The following is a 17655-nucleotide window of genomic DNA, read 5'->3' as shown; positions in this document are numbered from 1 at the left end:
GCTGGCCAGCCAGCTCCTACGGGGATGGGGTAGGAGCCGGCTGGCTGGCGAACCCTTACCAGCAGATCCCTTCGGTACGGCCTTTGCTGCAGGTAGCCTTGGACATGAAGCCCACCAGGTCGATGACCTGCTTGCCGTGGGGCACGTCTTCGGCCAGGGCGCGGAACTTCTCGTCGCGGTTGCCGAGAATGATCACGTCGGAGTTGCCGATTACCGCGTCGAAGTCCGAGTTGAGCAGGGACGAAACGTGGGGGATCTTCGACTCGATGTAGTCCTTGTTGGCGCCGTGAACCCGGGCGTACTCGACGTTGCTGTCGTAGATGCTCAGGTCGAAGCCCTTGCCGATGAGCATTTCCGCCAGTTCCACCAGCGGGCTCTCGCGCAGGTCGTCGGTGCCGGCCTTGAAGCTCAGGCCCAGCAGGGCGACCTTGCGCTTGTCATGGCTGGAAACGATGTCGAAGGCGTTCTGCACCTGGGATTCATTGCTGCGCATCAGCGAGTTGAGCAGGGGCGCCTCAATGTCCAGGGAGCCGGCGCGGTAGGTCAGGGCGCGCACGTCCTTGGGCAGGCACGAGCCGCCGAAGGCGAAGCCCGGGCGCATGTAGTACTGGGACAGGTTGAGGGTCTTGTCCTGGCAGACCACGTCCATCACTTCACGGCCGTCCACGCCCACCGCCTTGGCGATGTTGCCGATCTCGTTGGCAAAGGTGACCTTGGTGGCGTGCCAGACGTTGCAGGTGTACTTGATCATCTCGGCGACTTCGATGTCCTTGCGGATGATCGGTGCATCGAGCTCTTCGTACAGCGCTTGCAGCACATCACCGGAGGCCTGGTCGAACTGGCCGATCACGGTCATGGGCGGGAAGTCGTAGTCCTTGATCGCGGTGCTTTCACGCAGGAACTCGGGGTTCACCGCGACGCCGAAATCCACCCCGGCCTTCTTGCCCGAGCAGTCTTCGAGGATCGGGATCACCACGTTCTTCACGGTGCCCGGCAGCACGGTGCTGCGCACCACGATGGTGTGGCGGGTGGCCTTGTCACGCAGGACGAAACCGATCTCGCGGCACACCGATTCGATGTAGTCCAGTTCCAGGTCGCCGTTCTTCTTGCTCGGGGTACCGACGCAGATCATCGACAGGTCGGTATCGCGAATGGCCTCGGCGAAGTTGGTGGTGCCACGCAGACGAGCGGTCTGGATTCCTTGCGCCAGAAGTTCGCCCAGGCCCGGTTCGACGATCGGCGACTTGCCGGCGTTGATCAGGTCGATCTTGTCTTTGGAGATATCTACGCCAACCACTTCATGGCCCCGTGCGGACAGGCAACCGGCACATACTGCACCGACGTAACCCAAACCAAATATGCTGATGCGCATCGCATTTACCTCTGTGTTATTCACGCCATTAGATGGCCGGAGTTAATGTTTGCCAGCTGTTGTTGCGCACTCGGAAGTCCAGCGAAGTACGCTGTAGTGCCGTGTGCAGGCAGACTAAGTTCCGAGTGACTAAATAAATGCACTCAAGTTGTGCGCAACCGATCCATGTTGTTTTGACTTGCCCTTGAATGTTGCCGGCGGCTCCTGCTGCAGGTCCCTCGAGAAAAACCATCCGCGTTCCTGTGGATGGCTGGATGCCACGCAGTACGGGCTCTCCAGTTGTTTTCGGGGGCCTTGAAGGCCAGCTGTTCCTTGGCTCGTTAGGGGATAGTTGAGGTGCCTTATCTCCGTTTGTTTACCCTTTAGTTCAAGTTTGTGACTCGTTGGTCAAATCAATGTTGCAACTTGATTAGTTCCTCGTGAGCCCATGTAAGTCATCTCCTACAACCTCGTTGAGAATCGTTACCGGTGGTATGAGCGGTGTCTGAAGGCATAGTTCCTGCCCGCTCATCCTGTTTTTCGAAATTTCTTGAAATATTGAGAAAGATGGCACTGCTCTCAAACTGATAGCACTAACGGTTTGGGCCTTTAGTTATGGGGAGTTGAAGCGAGGGGATATTTTTGTGCCACTACCGAATAAAAAAAGTGGTGCCACTACTGAAAAAAATCAGCGCTGTCGAGTGAAATAAAAGTTAGGCAAAACGCTGAAAGTTCTATGGCGCCAGAAAATTGGCTTATTAAAGGCGGGGAATGTGCGGATGATCACATTCTGGCGCGCTCGCCGGTTGGAAGCGAGCGCGGCAGGGGAACGCTTTATTCCGGTGCGTGGTCGCGCAGGAATACCAGGTTGTCGGCTTTGGACTGCTCCGCGCTGAAGCGGTAGCCCTGGACGTCGAATTGCTTGAGCTCGGCGGGGTCGTTGATGCGCTCCTGGATGACGAAGCGGCTCATCAGGCCACGGGCTTTCTTGGCATAGAAACTGATGATCTTGTACTGGCCGTTCTTCAGGTCCTTGAACTCGGTATTGATGATCCGCGCGTTCAGGGCCGTGCGCTTGACCGCCGAGAAGTACTCGTTGGAAGCCAGGTTCAGCAGCAGGTCGTCACCTTGCTCGGCCAGAGCCTCGTTGAGCCATTCGCTGATGCGGGTGCCCCAGAAGGCGTACAGGTCCTTGCCCCGGGCGTTGGCCAGCTTGGTGCCCATTTCCAGGCGATAGGGCTGCATCAGGTCCAGGGGGCGCAGCAGGCCGTACAGGCCGGAAAGCATGCGCAGGTGTTGCTGGGCGTAGTCGAAATCCGCCTCGCTGAGGGTTTCGGCGTTGAGCCCGGTATAGACGTCGCCCTTGAACGCCAGCAGCGCCTGCTTGGCGTTGTCTGGAGTGAAGGCCGGGGTCCAGCTACCGAAGCGCGCGGCGTTGAGCCCGCCGATCTTGTCGGATACGTGCATCAGCTCGCTGATCTGCGCCGGGGTCAGTTCCCGCAGTTGCTGGATCAGTTCCTGGGAGTGGTCGAGGTATTGCGGCTGGGTGAAGCGCTGGGTAACCGGCGGTGTTTCGTAATCGAGGGTCTTGGCGGGTGAAATCACCATCAGCATGGGGTCGTCTCCTTTTGGCGTCGGGGGATTCTAGGGGCTCGGGCGCCCGGACTCCACCTATGATGGCGATAGTCATGACCGCTGATCGCGGTTCGCCGGCAAGCCGGCTCCCGCACGAGCCTGTAGGAGCCGGCTTGCCGGCGAAGGGGCCCTGATTCCTGGCACAGATCGGCTATAGTGCGGCGCGGGTTTTGTTCTGGAGGCATCCCTTTTGCGTATCGCGTTTCTCTTCTCGGCCTGGCTTCTGAGTTTCAGCGTGCTGGCAGCGCCCAATGATGTGGCGACCCTGGACCGCAGCACCTGGCCGGAAAAGCTCGACAATCCGACCCTGTTCGACGTCGCCTCGCGGGCCGAGATCCTCTCCTTCGCTCGCGCCTTGCTGATCAGCGAAGCCTGGGACGAGGCCTCGATGAAGCAGCGCCTGGGCCTGCGGATGATCAACATGGAGGCGATCTCTGAGCTGCGCGAACATCTGTGGCAGCGCCTGCTGGATAACTACAACTTCGCCCAGCAGAGCTGCGACCAGGACGCGTCCTTCTGTTACCTGGTGGAAAACATGCAGCAGTTGCGCAAGCAGGCCGGCAAGTTCCATCTGGCGCAGGACTCCTACTACGCGCGCTGGGGCGAGCCGAGCCGGACCTTCCACGAGCAGTACCTGGACGAATTGCTGCGCAAGGCCGCGCTGTCACCGCAGACCAGCAGCGAAGTGCTGCGCTTTGGCGACTACGAGCGCAATGGCGACGAGCTCAATGACCGGCTGTTTCTGCTGACCTTCGACAGCGCCGCCAACCTGGCGCCGGACAACACGCCCTGGCTCACCAACTACCTGCGCAAGGCCAACCTCAGCGGCACCTTCTTCGTTCTTGGCAACGATATCCAGAACCGTCTCGACAAGGCGTCGGTGGCCAGCCTGCAATCCCTGTATTCCCGGCAGTGCGTTGGGGTCCAGGGGTGGGAATTCCGTTCCCACAGCCATTGGCAGGACTGGCAGTACTCGATCCAGCGCAGTGCCGACCTGGTGAAAAGCAAGCTGCCGGAAAACTACGTGCCGCTGTTCCGCCCGCCCTATGGCCAGCGTCGCGCCGACGCCCAGGGCTTCTTCAATGCCCAGGGCATGCAGGTGGCGCTATGGGACATCGACGCCCAGGACGGCGCCGGCAAGCTCAAGGCCGAGGACAGCGGGCAAAGAGTGTTGACCTTGATGCTGCTGTGGCGACGCGGGGTGATCGCCTTCAATGCCAAGCAGGATGGGGTCAAGAGCAGCCTGCCCTGGTTGCTGGCCCAGACCGCGCAGAGCGGCATCGGTTGGGAAGACTGCCAGGATGCATTTCGCTGAAACGAAACAGCCTGCGCAAACAGGGAGAAAAGGCGGCTGAAGAGGGGAAAAATAGCGGGATTTCGAGGCAGGCGGACTTCCGACTTTAACGGTGCCCGGGCCACTCGCCAAGGGCTATTCGTCACTCTGCAAAATAAACATCAAAAAAGCGTCAAAGTGCTTTTTCCTGTCACGGCTTTTGGAGTATTACGAACTCAGACCGCCGAAACCTGCGACACAGGTGGCGTCTCCCAAGACTCCTTGTGTGTGCAGGTCACCTGAACCCCCGCGGGTGAATTCGGTGGCCCTTCGAGGCGCGATACCCCATGGTATTGCGTCGACTGGCTCCCACATAAGGTGACCGAGTATGGATGACCACGGACGTAGCTCTTCTTCCAACCAGCCAATCCTTTATGTACTCGATACCAATGTATTGATTCACGATCCAAACGCCTTACTGAATTTCGAAGAACACCACGTCGCCATCCCCATGACCGTCCTCGAAGAGCTGGACAAGCTCAAGAGCGGGCATCACAGCGTGGCCGCCGAATGCCGCCAGGCCATCCGCCTGATCGACAAGACCCTGGGTGAAGCCTCACCCGAGGACGTCGAGCTGGGCGTACCGATCCAGCGTGGCAAGAGTGGGCCCAAGGGCTTGCTGTCGATCCTCATGAGCAAGCGCAACGAGCCCACCAGCCTGTTGCCGGACAACCTCAACGACAACATCATCATCAACCAGCTGATCGACCTGCACGCGCGCAACAAGGACCTGCCCGTGGTGCTGGTGACCAAAGACATCAACATGCGCCTCAAGGCGCGGGCCTGCGGGATCGCCGCCGAGGACTACAGCACCGACCAGCTGGTGGACGATGTTTCCCTGCTGCCCAATGGTTTCCACAACATGAGCGGCTCGTTCTGGGACCGCGTAAGCAAGGTGGAAACCCGCCAGGACCATGGCCGTACCTGGCACCAGGTGCAGTTGATCGACAACCTGCCGGCGGTGCACATCAATGAATTCATCATCGACGAACAGGGCTTTGTCGGCTGGATCAAGGAAATCCGCGCCGATGTGCTGCTGATCCTCGACCTGCATCAGGAGCCCCTGTTGCACCAGGAGGCCTGGGGCCTGAAACCGCGGGACATCTACCAGGGCCTGGCGCTGTACGCGCTGCTCGATCCGGATATCCACCTGGTCAACCTGTCCGGCGCCGCGGGCTCGGGCAAGACCATCCTGGCCCTGGCCGCCGCTATCGAGCAGACCATGGTCAGCAAGCGCTACCGGCGCATCATCGCCACCCGCAGCGTGCAGGGGCTGGACCAGGAGATCGGCTTCCTGCCCGGCACCGAGGCGGAGAAGATGGAACCCTGGCTGGGCGCCATCACCGACAACCTCGAAGCCCTGCACATGGATGACGAGAACACCCACGGCAGCGTCGACTACATCCTCAGCAAGGTGCCGTTGCAGTTCAAATCCCTGAACTACATCCGCGGCCGCAGCTTCCAGCAGAGCCTGATCCTGATCGACGAATGCCAGAACCTTACCCCGCACCAGATGAAGACCATCATCACCCGTGCCGGCGCCGGTTCCAAAGTGGTGTGCCTGGGCAACCTGGCACAGATCGATACCCCCTACCTGTCGGCCACCAGCTCTGGCCTGACCTACCTCACCGAACGTTTCAAGGACTTCCCCAACGGCGTGCACATCACCCTGCAAGGGGTGCCGCGCTCGATCCTGGCGGAATACGCCGAAAGCCACTTGTAACCTCACCCTGGAACACAACGGGCGGCCCTTGGGCCGCCCGTTGCACTTCTGGCGCAGGCTCAGGCCAGTTGCTGCAGTTCCTCCAACTCGCTGGAACGACTGTGGGCGCGTGCCATCAGGCTGTAGATCGACGGCAGCACGAACAGGGTGAACAGGGTGCCCACCAGCATGCCGATGACGATCACCAGCCCCAGGCCGAAACGGCTGCTGGCGCCGGCGCCGGAAGAAAACAGCAGCGGTACCAGCCCCACCACCATGGCGGCGGTGGTCATGAGGATCGGCCGCAGGCGGATCCGTGCCGCGCGGATAATCGCCTGGGCCGCAGTGCAGCCCAGGGCCGCGCGCAGTTCATTGGCGAACTCCACCATCAGGATGCCGTGCTTGCTGATGAGGCCGATCAGGGTCACCAGGCCGATCTGCGTGTAGATATTGATGGTCGCCAGCCCCAGCGCCAGGGGAATCAGCGCGCCACAGATCGACAGCGGCACGGTGATCAGGATGATCAGCGGGTCGCTCAGGCTTTCGTACTGCGCGGCCAGCACCATGTAGATCACGATGAGGGCGAACAGGAAAGTCAGCAGCAGGGCATTGCCTTCGTGGATGAACTGCCGCGAATCGGCCTGCCAGTCATGGCTGAAACTGGCGGGCAGGGCCTGGCTTTGCTGCTGCAGGAAGGCCACCGCCTGGCCCAGGCTGACCCCCGGGGCGGGGATGCCCTGAAAGGTCGCGGCATTCTGCTGGTTGAACTGCTTGAGCTTGTTGGGCTGGATGCTGTCATGCAGGCTGACCACGGTGGACAACGGCACCTGGGTGCCGCTGTCGGTCTCCACGTAGAAGCCGTTGAGGGCCTGGGGTGTCAGGCGCTGGGCCGCGGCGCTCTGGGGAATCACGTCGTAGGAGCGGCCCTGCAGGGCGAAGCGGTTGGTGTAGTTCTCGCCGATCAGCACCGCCAGGGTGGTGCCGATGTCCTGCATGCGGATGCCCAGGCTGTTGGCCTTGCTGCGATCGATGCGCACCTCGGTCACCGGGTTGTTGAACTCCAGGTCGCTGTCCACCACCGCGAACAGGCCGCTGGCCCGGGCCTGCTGCTTGATCTCCTCCATGGCCTGGAACAGCGAGCGGTAGTCCTCGGTGCTGCGGATCACCAGTTGCACCGGCAGGCCGCCGGTGGAGGCCGGCAGCGGCGGCAACTGGAAGACGAAGATCGAGTTGCCCTCGACCGCATCGACCTCCTGCTGCAACTGCTGCTGGATGCTGGCCGCGCTGCGCTGGCGTTGCGACCACTCGCTGAAGTTGACCCCGGCGAAACTGGCGGCCACGCCGTCGCTGCCATTGATGATCCAGGTGCTGACGGTTTCCGGCAGGCCCTGGAGGATCGCGTCCAGCTGGTAGGCATAGCGCTCGACATAGTCCAGGTTGGCGTGCTGCGGCGACTTGATCGCCAGCAGCAGGTTGCCCTGGTCTTCGTTGGGCGCCAGCTCCTTGCTGGCGTGGCCGTAGAGCCACGGCAGGCTGAGCAGCACCAGGGCGGCAAACGCCAGGACCGCGCCGCGCCAGCGCAGGGAACGCACCAGGCCGTGCTGGTAGAGACGTGCCAGCCAGTGGAAGAACTGCTCGGCCCAGCGGCTCATGCGACCTTCCTGCTGCCCCGCCGGCAGCAGCGTGGCGCACATCACCGGGGTCAGGGTCAGGGCCACTACCCCGGAGATCAGCACCGCGCCGGCCAGGGTCAGGGCGAACTCCTTGAACAGCGCGCCGGTCAGCCCGTTCATCAGGCCGATGGGCATGTACACCGCAGCCAGGGTGATGGTCATGGCTATCACCGGCGAGGCGATTTCGCGGGCCCCGACAAAGGCCGCCTGCAACGGCGTGCGACCCTCCTTGAGGTGGCGGTGGATGTTCTCCATGACCACGATGGCATCGTCCACCACCAGGCCGATGGCCAGGACCATGGCCAGCAGAGTCAGCAGGTTGATGCTGAAGCCGAACAGGTGCATCAGCGCCAGTGCGCCGACCATCGACAGCGGAATGCTGACCACCGGGATCAGCACGCTGCGGGCCGAGCCCAGGCACAGGTAGATGATCGCCACCACGATCAGGATGGCTTCGATCAGGGTTTCGATGACCTCGATGATCGAGGCCTGGATGAAGTGGGCGGTCTCGAACGCCAGGGCCACCTCCACTCCCGGCGGCAGGGTCTTCTGGATCTCCGGCAGCAGGCGCTTGATGTCGGCGACGATCAGCAGCGGGTTGCCCTTGGGCGTGGCATACAGGCCCAGGTGCACCGCCGGCTTGCTGTCCATCAGCGCACTGGTTTCATAGGACGCCGAGCCCAGCTCGACCCGGGCGATGTCCCGCAGGCGCAGGAGGTGGTCGCCACGGTTGCTGATGACCATGTCGCGAAACTCGTCGAGGTTGCTCAGGTCGGTGTTGACCTGGATCGACGAGATCACGTACTGGCCCTTGATCTGCCCGGGGGCGGCCTGGAAGTTGTTGGCGCGGATCGCCTGTTCCACCTGGGCCGCGCTGACGCCGTGGCCGGCCATGCGCTGCGGGTCCAGCCACAGGCGCATGGCCAGGCGCTGGCCGCCGAAGGTCTCGACCTTGGCCACGCCCTCGATGCTGGAAAACAGCGGCTGTACCACTCGGCTGAGGTAGTCGCTCAGCGCCGAGGCGGACAGCGAGCGGCTGGCGAAACCGACATAGGCCACGGCGGTGGCGTCCCCGGCGGAACGCTCGATCACCGGGTCGTAGGCCTGCTCGGGCAGGCGGTACTTAACCTGGTTGACCTTGGCGATCACCTCGCTCAGGGTCTTCGACGAATCCTGGTTGAGGGCCATGCGCAGGGTGATCAGGCTGCGCCCCTGGACCGAGGACGAGCTGACGTAGTCCACCCCCTCCACCGAGGCCAGGGACTGGTTGATCGGCTGGGTGACAAAGCCCTGCATAAGCTCAGCCGGCGCCCCGGGGTAGTCGGTGGTGACGCTGATCACCGAGCTTTCCAGCAACGGGTACTGGCGCACCGGCAGGTTGCTGTAGGCCTTGAGCCCCGCCAGCAGGATCAGCAGGCTGACCACCAGCGCCAGCACCGGGCGGCGGACAAACAGATCGGTGAACTTCACGGCTCTTCTCCCGCGGCCAGGGTTGTCGCACTGCCGCCGGCATCGCTGAGCACGCTGTGCTGCTGCGGTTCGATCGGGGCGCCGTCACTGAGCTTGATCTGCCCGGACGTCACCACTTGCGCGCCCGGCGCCAGGCCGCTGTCGATCACCACCCGGCCGGCATGCCGCGCGCCGGTTTTCACCGATACCCGCTGCACCGTCGGCGCGCCCTGGGCATCCTTGGCCGGCTGGACCACGAACAACTCTTCGCCGTAGGCGTTATAGGTCACCGCGGTTTCCGGCACGCTCAAGGTGCCGCTGGGCAGCGGCTGGGCCAGCCGCACACGGGCGAACATATGGGGCAGGGCGCTGGCTGGCGGGTCTTGCAAGCGTGCCTGGATGCTCAGGGTGCGGGTGCGATCGAGAAACGGATCGACAGCGCTCACTTTGGCGCTGAGCACCTGCCCGGGCAGGGCGTCGAGAAGCACTTCCAGGGTCGCCCCCGGCGTGACCTGGGCCAGCGCCTGCTCGGGCACGCTGAAGTTGACGTACAGGCCCTTGTCGCCAATCAGGTTGATCAGCACGTCCCCGGGGTTCACGTATTGCCCAAGGTGCACCTTGCGAATGCCCAGGGTGCCGGCAAAGGGCGCGCGGATGGTGCGCTGCTCGATTTCCGCGGTCAGCGCCTGCAAGGCGCCCTTGGCGGTGGACAGCTCGGTCTGGGCATTGTCGAAGGCTTCCCTGGAGGTGGCGTTGACCGACACCAGGCGCCGCGAGCGTTCGAGGCGGATCCGGGCGTTTTCCATTTCCCCTTGCAGGCGCACCAGGTTGCCGCGCTGGGGCGCGTCGTTGAGCTGGACCAGGACCTGGCCGCGTTCGACCCGCTGCCCTGACTGGATCGGCAGGTTGACGATGCGCCCGCCGATTTCCGCCGGCACGCTGACTTGCTGGATCGCCTCCAGTTCGCCGATGGCTTCCAGGTAGTTCGGGAAGGGCAGGGTACTGGCCGTGGCCACGGCGACCTTGACCGGTGCCTGTGCATAGGCCTGTGGGCCGGGCCGGGCCCCGTGCCACAGCCACCCGGCCAGCAGGCCGACGGTCAGCAGCGCCGCGATCAGCGCCAGCCATGCGCGCAGGGAGGGGGGCTTGGTTACACCGACGGACACCATGACATTCACTCCTTGACGTCAGTTGCAGTTTCAGTAGATCGGCCAGCAACCGGGGGTGAGCAGCTCGACGAGGTTTTCATCCGGGTCGCGGAAATAGATGCTGGAGCCGCCCTTGGGCCATTCGGTACGACCTTCCAGGGGAATGCCGGAGTGGGCCAGGCGTTCCTTCCAGCCGGGCAGGTCCTGCTTGTCGATGGCAAAGCACACATGGATCCGCCCGCTGGCATCGTGGGGCGGGATCTCGCCGCCGCTGAGGTATTTGGTGTGCAGCGAGGCGCCCCGCTTGAACAGCAACAGGGTATTCTGGCCGCCGATGTTCAGCGCCACGAGGACATCACTCTCGACCATGACTTCCAGCTGGAAGGTTTTTGCGTAGAATTCTTTCGCGATGTCGAGATCGTTCACATAAAGGGCTGTTTCAATAATTCGTTTGAGTTGCAGCATGTGTTGCTCCTTTTGGGACCTTGCTCCCTGAGTTGGAAATGACAGGATGGTCACGGTCTTACTGCGCAATATCGATTTGAACCTGCTGGTGGTGCTTGATGCCCTGCTGACAGAAAAACATGTCACCCGCACGGCCTTGCGCCTGCACTTGAGCCAGCCGGCCATCAGCCACTCGTTGAGCAAGTTGCGCGGGTTGCTGGATGACCCGATCCTGATTCGCCGGGGCAGCGAACTGGTGCTCAGTTCCCTGGCCCAGAACATCCAGCAGCCGCTGCGGGAAATCCTCGGCCAGATCGAAACCCTGTTCGGCAAGTCCATCGACTTCGACCCCGCCAGTTCCCAGCGCATCTTCACCCTGGCGATGTCCGACTACGGCGCCGCGCTGGTGCTGCCCAACCTGATGGTGCGCTTGCGCCGCGATGCGCCGAACACCACCTTGGTGGTGACCCAGGACACCCGGCACGGAATGTTCGAGCAGGTTTCCCAGGGCAAGATCGACCTGGCCCTGGGGGTGTTTCCCAACCTGTCCGGCGACATTTCCACCGAGGTACTGTTCGAGGAAACCTTCTCCTGCCTCCTCGATCGACGCACATTGCCGGCCGACGGCACGCTGGACCTGGACAGCTACCTGGCCCGGCCACACATCCTGGTGTCGATGGATGGCAGCGCCAACGGCGAGGTGGACAGCCTGCTGCGCGACGAAGGGCTGCAGCGGCGGATAGCCGTGAGCGTGCCCCATTGGCGCACTGCCCCCAGCATGATTCACAACACCGACCTGATTCTCACGGTGGCCACTCGCACCCTGGACGAAGCGCTGCTTAACCAGGACCTGATCCAGCTGCGACCGCCGTTGCCGATTCCGCCGTTTCCCTTCGTGCAGATCTGGCATCAGCGTTTCGACAATGAACCGGCCCATGTCTGGTTGCGTGAGCAGGTCAAGCAGGTGGTCGCTCATAGCGCGCTCGGCGGCTGAGCCGGCCGCAGGCGCAGACGCAGGTCCGGCCCCAGCTGGCTGACGTCATACAGGGCAAAGTCCAGGGCCTCCTCCAGGCGGTCGAAGCACGGCAGGTGCACCAGCGGCCGGGCCAGATCCCCCAGCAGGCGCGGAGCCACGTACAACAGCAACTCATCCACCAGATGCGCCTTGAGCAGGTTGCCGGCCAGTGTCGGGCCGGCTTCCACCAGCAGGTCGTGCAGGCCGCGCTGGCTGAGGTTGTGCAGCAACTGCTCAAGGTGCAGGCCCTGGTCGTCCCCGGGCAGCGCCATGACCTGCTCGCTGTCGCTGCTGGCCAGCGGGCACTCCCGGTGCACCACGTGCAGGCTCGGCGCCTGGTCGTTGAACACCCGCGCCGTGGCGGGCACCCGGCCCTGGCTGTCGAGCACCACACGTACTGGCGCCAGGGCCTCCGGGGAGGACAGCTGGCGTACCGTGAGCAGTGGGTCGTCCGCCAGGACGGTACCGCTGCCGGTGAGGATCGCCGAGCTGCGGGCCCGCCAATACTGCACGTCGGCCCGGGCCCGGGTGCTGGTGATCCACTTCGAGCGCCCATTGTCCAGGGCCGTGCGCCCGTCCAGGCTCATGCCCATTTTCAGTTGCACCCAGGGCCGCTGGCGCCGCACCGTGGACAGAAAGCCGCGGTTCAACTCCTGGGCCGCCGATTCCAGCAGGCCGACCCGCACCTCGATTCCGGCGTTACGCAGTTGGGCGATGCCCTGGCCGTTGACCTGTTCGAACGGGTCCTGATGGGCCACCACCACGCTGTGCACGCCGCTGTCGATCAGGGCCTGATGGCAGGCACCGGTGCGTCCGACATGGCTGCAGGGTTCCATGGTCACGTAGGCGGTGGCACCCCGCGCCAGGCCACCGGCCTGGCGCAGGGCGAACACCTCGGCGTGGGGCCCGCCGGCCCGCCGATGCCAGCCTTCGCCGACCACTTGCGAGCCATGGGCGATCACGCAACCTACCCGCGGATTGGGCCAGGTGGAGTGGCTGCCCCGTTCTGCCAGGGACAGGGCGTGCTGCATGTGCTGGAAGTCGACTTCGCTGAAGTAGGTCATGGGCGCGCCGACTGGACAGCGGCCGGGGGCGTGATCGGGTAGATCCGGCCGTCGTAGGCGCTGGCCAGGAAACCTTCGCCGCTGGCGTCATGGATCAGGCAGGAAATGCCGCTGGCGGTGGGTTTCTCCACGCTGGCCCAGACGCGCTTTTTCAGATCGAAGACGGCCACGGTGCCGCCGTAGCTGCCGGTGGCGATCATCGAGCGGTCCCGGGAGATGGCGATGCACTTGATCGAGTGGCTGTGGGGCGTGTCGAACACCTCGCTGGCACCATCGCGCCACAGGCGCAGTTTCAGGTCGCGACCGATGCTGGCGAAGCCGCCCTGGATCTGCGTGCAGCCGTTGGAGATCCGCTCGTGGGCCTTGTCCAGGTAGGTTTCCAGGCCGAAGTCGGCAATCCGGAAGAAGGCCGCGGCTGCGGTGGCGCACACGCTGAAAATGTAGGTTTCATCGGCGGCGATGCCTTTGATGGCGTTCTCATGCATGCGCACCTGGGTGACGAAGCGCGGCTGCTGCTGGTCCAGGCAGAAGATCAGCGCTTCGCCGGTGTAGGTGCCGATGGCTGCGTGCAAGGCACCGTCCTTGATGAAGGTGGTGCCGCAGTTCAGGGGCGAGCGGTGCTGGTACAGGGTGGCGCCGGTGCGGGCGTCGAACACCGTGCCCATCTGGCCGCCGGTCAACACACTGTCGCCAAAGGGCAGGAGGAAGTTGCACAGGCTGCCGGCCTTGATGCTGGGTTGGCCGTTGATATGCAGGATGCCGGCGTCGCCGATGCTGTAGACGTCTTCGCCGACCACCGCCACGGCGTTGAGGCTGACCGCCGGTTCGATGCCGCTGAGGTCCCAGGTCTGGGTGGCGAAATCCCAGGTGGCATAGCGCGAGCCGAAGGTGACGAAGGCGATGCGATGGCTGCCCAGCAGCGCGCAACTGCGTGGCCAGATGATGCTCGGCAGGGAGGTTTCCGCGGTCTTGACCAGGGTGCCGTCCTGCTTGAGGTGCCAGAGCATGACCGAGCGGTCGTAGCTGAGGCTGATCAGCAGGCGCTGGCTGTCGTCCCAGATGATGCGCTTGATCCCGGCGCTGTGGGCGGGCTGCAGCAGGGTGCCGCGGGGGCTGATGATGGAGATCTTGCCTTCGTCGTCGCCGGCGAAAATGATGCCCTCGCGGGACAGGGCCACGGTGTCGGTTTCCACGCCGCCCAGGTCGATGGTTTCCAGCTGTTGCCCGGTATTGGCATCCCAGCGCCGGATCGAACCGTCATCGCTGCTCGACACCAGGGTCTGGCCATCGGCCGACCAGCACACCGAGATCACGTCGGCGGTGTGGCCGTGGAGGATCCGCAGGGTCTGGCCGCTGAGGTTGAATAGGCGGATGCTGTGGTCCCGGGAGCAGGTGGCGATGGTCTGGCCGTCCGGGGAGAAGGCGGCCATCTCGATGTCGTCGTCATGGCCGATGAGCACGGTCTTCAGGCGCAGGGACGGCACTTCCCAGACCCGCGCGGTGTAGTCGCTGCTGGCGCTTACCAGCAGCGTGCCGGCGGCGTTGAATGCGCACTGGTTGGCCAGATGATCGTGAAGGACCCGCTGGATCGGGGTCCGGGTCCTGGCATCCCAGAGGATCACCTGGTTGTCGTAGCCGGCGGTGGCGACGTAGGTGTCCTTGAACGTGGCGATGCCGCTGATGGGCCCGAAATGTCTCATGATTATTGTCCTTAATAATGCGTTGGCGGATGACGGGCAGCCGTCCCCCGGCCCGCGGGCTCCGGGGGAGGCAGGTTCTTCTATTTGATGAGATCGATGAGGTGGTGCTTCTTGTCTTTCTTGGCTTGCAGGTAGTGGCTGTTGTGCCGGGTGAGGAAGACCCCGGTGGGGATGGTGCTGTCCACGATGATGCCGTTGTCCTTCAGGGCCTGGACCTTGTCCGGGTTGTTGGTGATCAGGCGGCAGTGCTGCACGCCCAGGGCCTTGAGCATCCTGGCGGCCATGGAGAAGTCCCGGCCGTCCTCGGGGAAGTTCAAGTGGCTGTTGGCTTCGAAGGTGTCCATGCCGCCGTCTTGCAGGCGGTAGGCATCCAGCTTGGCGTACAGGCCGATGCCCCGGCCTTCCTGGCGCAGGTAGATGAGGTAGCCGCCTTCTTCCTGCATGCGCGAGATGGACTCGCTCAGTTGCGGGCCGCAATCGCAGCGCTGGGAGTTGAAGACATCGCCGGTCAGGCATTCGGAATGAATGCGCACCAGGGGGCTGTGTTCGCTGGCGGGGCCCAGCTTGATCAGGATGTGTTCATGGGCCGCTTCCAGGCCGCTGAAACTGTAGAAAGTGCCGGGGGTGGGCGAGTCGTTCAGGGGGATGTCGACCTGGTTTCTGATGCTGAGTGTGTTCATGGAAATCCCTTCCGTTCTTTGACGTTGAACGTGTAATTGTTTGGTTGCAAAAGTAGAAATGCCGGGTCAGAGGCTCTCGGCGAGCCTGAAGCCCATCACGTAGATCTCCCTGGGGTATTTGCCGTGTCGACGGCAGTTGCGGGTCAAGTCGCGAAAGCGTGTGAAGCTGCCGCCGCGGGCAATCCGGTGGGTGCCGACCACGGTCACCAGGTCGTCGATGACGGCATTGCCGCCGGGGTAGGGGGCGTAGTCATCGGCCACGTATTCTTCGACGTTTCCGGCCATGTCCATGCAGCCGAAGGGCGATGCGCCCTCGGGCAGGGCACCTACCGGGGTGGTGGCGAACAGGCCCATTTCCGCGGTGTTGGCGTGCAGGGGCAGAAACTGGTCGCCCCAGGGGTATTCGAGGTTTTCATGGCCGGCGGCGGCAAACTCCCATTCCGCTTCGCTGGGCAGGCGGAACGAGCGACCGGTACGGGCCGCCAGCCACTGGCAGTAGACGTCGGCATCGCCGGCGCTCAGGCCATAGACCGGATGGTTGGCACGTTCGCTGGGGAACTGGCCGAAAAGCCAGTTGCCGGGGATGGCGGGGTACTGCGAATCCTCCAGGAATGCCCGGTATTCCAGGTTGGTTACCGGGTACTTGCCAATGGCGTAGGGCTTGAGCTCCACCTGGTGGCGCGGGGCCTCCTTCTCGATCCAGCTGCGGTCCAGCCCCAGGCCCTGCATGTGCTGCAGCACCTGGTCGATGGCCGACTCCTCCAGGCCGATCTCGACCTGGCCGCCTTCGATGGTGATCATCGGCGGGTTGAGTACATCCAGGCGTGGGTCCATGGTCTGTGCCAGCAGCCGTGCCGAGGCCAGACGCCATGACAGAGGAGCGTCAGGGTTTTCCACCCCCAGGGCCAACTGCTCCGCCGATTTGTCGGACAACTGCCGCCAGACCGCCAGGGGCAGCGAAAGCTCGATGCCTGGCTGAAAGTGTTCCGCGAGGCCCATCAATTGCCTGTCGGTCATTTCGGCTGTCAGGGGGCCGTCGAACACTGGCCAGTGAGCAAAACCCTTGGAATTCATAGTACTTCTTGTCCTGCATCTGGTTGAGGGGAGAGGGGCGGTCACAGGGTGCAGATCAGCCCGGTTTGCAGGCAGTTGCGCTCGAAATCGTCCCAGTAGCCGACGGGATGCTTGGCACGATTGGCGACGGAGATGATTGGCTTCTGCCACTGCAGCTTGGAGAAGCCTGCCTTGAGGATGGCCTGCTCGTAGGTGTCGCGGCTCCAGCGGTGGAAGGTGAAGGCGCTGGGCGGTTGGGTAACGAACTCGGCGTGATGGCGGAAGCCACCGGCATGGGCTTCTTCGCTGAGTACGTGGACGCCGTACTTGGTGAAGTTGCCGCGTTGCAGCTCGAAGCCCGGGTCCACGGTGTAGGCGATGAGTTTGCCGCCGGGGACCATGTTCCTGGCCACCACCTTGAACATCTTTTCCAGCTCTTGTGGTGATTGCGCGTAGTTGAACAGCCAGGCCGCAGTGACGCGGTCGAAGTGCCCCAGTACGCCCATTTCGCAGACGTTGGCGACGTGATACTCGATGGCCTCCTGGTTGCGCGCCGATTCCTTGCGTGCCAGTTCGATCATCGATGAGGAAATATCCACCCCGACCACCTTGCTGGCGCCCTGGTGGTAAAGCTCGCGGCCGAAGTAGCCGAAGCCGCAGGCCAGGTCCAGGACGGATTTGCCTTGGATGGCTCCCACCATATGGAAGAAGGTTTCGGTTTCTACCGAGCGTTGCGAGGCGGTGTCGGTAAAGTCTTCAAAGCGTTCACCGATGGAGTCATAAGTTGCAGCTTGACTGGTCATTGTTCACCTATCTGGTCGGCTGAGTGTTATTAACTTTCCGATGAGGAAATAGTTGGGCAGGTTGTTTCTGGTTGTTATCGGTTGTTGCGTTGTTCTTATGGCTAGCCGCGAGTGGTAATGATGAATCCACCAATGACGACTAGTACGCCAATGAGTTTTTGCATGCTTATTGTTTGGCGTGGAAGACCGACCAAACCGAAATAGTCGATGAGCAAGGAAATGATCAGTTGTCCGACAATCACTGTCATGATGAAGTTGAGGGCCCCTAGGCGTGGCGCCATCAGCAGGGCGACGGTGATGTAGAACACACCGGCAATCCCGCCCATCCAGATCCACCAGGGGCCTTCCTGAGCGGCTGCGAAGTTGGGGCGAGGAACTTTAATAAAGATTATTACAGCAATAAGTGCCAGTAGGCTGACAAGTAGTGATACCCCGGTGGCCCATAGTGGATGGCCTAATAGGTGTCCAAGTCTTGAATTGGTTCCTGCTTGTAGTGGTACTGCGAAACCGGCCAGGAGGCTTAGGAGGATTGATATTAGAAATGCCATGTTTTTTCGTTTCCTTTTTCCGGGAAGTTGTACTTTTATTAATATAATGGCGCCAAT

At 62.7% G+C, this 17655-nt stretch carries 14 protein-coding genes; 3 read left to right on the top strand and 11 right to left on the bottom strand.

What is annotated here, in order from left to right; translation table 11 throughout:
* Window positions 1–55: 55 nt before the first annotated feature.
* Both M2395_RS16490 and yaaA read right to left on the bottom strand, forming a co-directional pair.
* Window positions 56–1372: a nucleotide sugar dehydrogenase gene (locus tag M2395_RS16490; protein WP_011059377.1), complete on the bottom strand. Its 1317-nt coding sequence runs from the start codon at window positions 1370–1372 to the stop codon at window positions 56–58.
* A gap of 813 nt (window positions 1373–2185) precedes the next feature.
* On the bottom strand, window positions 2186–2965 hold the full coding sequence (gene yaaA, locus M2395_RS16485) for a peroxide stress protein YaaA (RefSeq protein ID WP_053156460.1): 780 nt from the start codon (window positions 2963–2965) through the stop codon (window positions 2186–2188).
* A 211-nt stretch (window positions 2966–3176) separates the two neighbouring features.
* Between yaaA and M2395_RS16480 the strand changes: the two genes are divergently transcribed.
* A complete protein-coding gene (locus tag M2395_RS16480; protein WP_123430098.1) occupies window positions 3177–4301 on the top strand; it encodes a polysaccharide deacetylase family protein in 1125 nt (374 codons plus the stop codon).
* A 346-nt stretch (window positions 4302–4647) separates the two neighbouring features.
* Window positions 4648–6042: a PhoH family protein gene (locus tag M2395_RS16475; RefSeq protein WP_011059380.1), complete on the top strand. Its 1395-nt coding sequence runs from the start codon at window positions 4648–4650 to the stop codon at window positions 6040–6042.
* 59 nt (window positions 6043–6101) lie between these two features.
* On the opposite strand, the gene M2395_RS16470 is transcribed toward M2395_RS16475, so the two are convergent.
* The 3 genes from M2395_RS16470 to M2395_RS16460 are packed head-to-tail and all read right to left on the bottom strand — an operon-like array spanning window position 6102 to window position 10756.
* Window positions 6102–9164, bottom strand: a complete 3063-nt coding sequence (locus M2395_RS16470) for a MexW/MexI family multidrug efflux RND transporter permease subunit (RefSeq protein ID WP_123430099.1) — start codon at window positions 9162–9164, stop codon at window positions 6102–6104.
* Window positions 9161–10312: an efflux RND transporter periplasmic adaptor subunit gene (locus M2395_RS16465; RefSeq protein ID WP_015634242.1), complete on the bottom strand. Its 1152-nt coding sequence runs from the start codon at window positions 10310–10312 to the stop codon at window positions 9161–9163. Before M2395_RS16465 ends, M2395_RS16470 begins: the two co-directional genes overlap by 4 nt.
* A gap of 30 nt (window positions 10313–10342) precedes the next feature.
* A complete protein-coding gene (locus M2395_RS16460) occupies window positions 10343–10756 on the bottom strand; it encodes a VOC family protein (protein ID WP_015634243.1) in 414 nt (137 codons plus the stop codon).
* Window positions 10757–10802: 46 nt separating this feature from the next.
* On the opposite strand from M2395_RS16460, the gene M2395_RS16455 reads away from it, so the two are divergent.
* Window positions 10803–11729 carry a LysR family transcriptional regulator gene (locus M2395_RS16455; protein WP_011059384.1) on the top strand — a complete coding sequence of 309 codons (927 nt, stop codon included), beginning with the start codon at window positions 10803–10805 and terminating at the stop codon, window positions 11727–11729.
* Here M2395_RS16455 and ribD read toward each other — a convergent pair.
* The 6 genes from ribD to M2395_RS16425 form a co-directional block, all read right to left on the bottom strand.
* On the bottom strand, window positions 11708–12814 hold the full coding sequence (gene ribD / locus M2395_RS16450; protein ID WP_011059385.1) for a bifunctional diaminohydroxyphosphoribosylaminopyrimidine deaminase/5-amino-6-(5-phosphoribosylamino)uracil reductase RibD: 1107 nt from the start codon (window positions 12812–12814) through the stop codon (window positions 11708–11710). The genes M2395_RS16455 and ribD overlap by 22 nt on opposite strands.
* Window positions 12811–14514, bottom strand: a complete 1704-nt coding sequence (locus M2395_RS16445) for a WD40 repeat domain-containing protein (RefSeq protein WP_015634244.1) — start codon at window positions 14512–14514, stop codon at window positions 12811–12813. The genes ribD and M2395_RS16445 overlap by 4 nt, the downstream gene beginning before the upstream one ends.
* 80 nt (window positions 14515–14594) lie before the next feature.
* Entirely contained in the window at window positions 14595–15194 is a 600-nt protein-coding gene (ribA, locus tag M2395_RS16440; RefSeq protein WP_011059387.1) for a GTP cyclohydrolase II, read from the bottom strand.
* A 66-nt stretch (window positions 15195–15260) separates the two neighbouring features.
* Window positions 15261–16268: an SUMF1/EgtB/PvdO family nonheme iron enzyme gene (locus tag M2395_RS16435; protein ID WP_015634245.1), complete on the bottom strand. Its 1008-nt coding sequence runs from the start codon at window positions 16266–16268 to the stop codon at window positions 15261–15263.
* A gap of 41 nt (window positions 16269–16309) precedes the next feature.
* The gene (locus M2395_RS16430) at window positions 16310–17050 is read right to left on the bottom strand and encodes a class I SAM-dependent methyltransferase (protein WP_123430100.1); all 741 of its coding nucleotides are present in this window, start codon (window positions 17048–17050) and stop codon (window positions 16310–16312) included.
* A 101-nt stretch (window positions 17051–17151) separates the two neighbouring features.
* Complete coding sequence (locus M2395_RS16425) at window positions 17152–17598, bottom strand: DMT family transporter (RefSeq protein WP_011059390.1); 447 nt, start codon at window positions 17596–17598, stop codon at window positions 17152–17154.
* Between the last annotated feature and the right edge of the window lie 57 nt (window positions 17599–17655).

It is taken from the genome of Pseudomonas sp. BIGb0176 (assembly GCF_024810175.1).
Taxonomy (GTDB): domain Bacteria; phylum Pseudomonadota; class Gammaproteobacteria; order Pseudomonadales; family Pseudomonadaceae; genus Aquipseudomonas; species Aquipseudomonas protegens.
The sequence above is the reverse complement of the archived record's forward strand: the minus strand, read 5'-3'. Positions and strand labels throughout refer to the sequence as shown.

Bases quoted from the DNA above. Each gene is read 5' to 3' on its own strand.
- M2395_RS16490 (WP_011059377.1), bottom strand. From the start codon at position 1,372: ATGCGCATCAGCATATTTGGTTTGGGTTACGTCGGTGCAGTATGTGCC.
- yaaA (WP_053156460.1), bottom strand. From the start codon at position 2,965: ATGCTGATGGTGATTTCACCCGCCAAGACCCTCGATTACGAAACACCG.
- M2395_RS16475 (WP_011059380.1), top strand. From the start codon at position 4,648: ATGGATGACCACGGACGTAGCTCTTCTTCCAACCAGCCAATCCTTTAT.
- M2395_RS16465 (WP_015634242.1), bottom strand. From the start codon at position 10,312: ATGGTGTCCGTCGGTGTAACCAAGCCCCCCTCCCTGCGCGCATGGCTG.
- M2395_RS16460 (WP_015634243.1), bottom strand. From the start codon at position 10,756: ATGCTGCAACTCAAACGAATTATTGAAACAGCCCTTTATGTGAACGAT.
- M2395_RS16455 (WP_011059384.1), top strand. From the start codon at position 10,803: ATGGTCACGGTCTTACTGCGCAATATCGATTTGAACCTGCTGGTGGTG.
- ribD (WP_011059385.1), bottom strand. From the start codon at position 12,814: ATGACCTACTTCAGCGAAGTCGACTTCCAGCACATGCAGCACGCCCTG.
- M2395_RS16445 (WP_015634244.1), bottom strand. From the start codon at position 14,514: ATGAGACATTTCGGGCCCATCAGCGGCATCGCCACGTTCAAGGACACC.
- ribA (WP_011059387.1), bottom strand. From the start codon at position 15,194: ATGAACACACTCAGCATCAGAAACCAGGTCGACATCCCCCTGAACGAC.
- M2395_RS16435 (WP_015634245.1), bottom strand. From the start codon at position 16,268: ATGAATTCCAAGGGTTTTGCTCACTGGCCAGTGTTCGACGGCCCCCTG.
- M2395_RS16430 (WP_123430100.1), bottom strand. From the start codon at position 17,050: ATGACCAGTCAAGCTGCAACTTATGACTCCATCGGTGAACGCTTTGAA.
- M2395_RS16425 (WP_011059390.1), bottom strand. From the start codon at position 17,598: ATGGCATTTCTAATATCAATCCTCCTAAGCCTCCTGGCCGGTTTCGCA.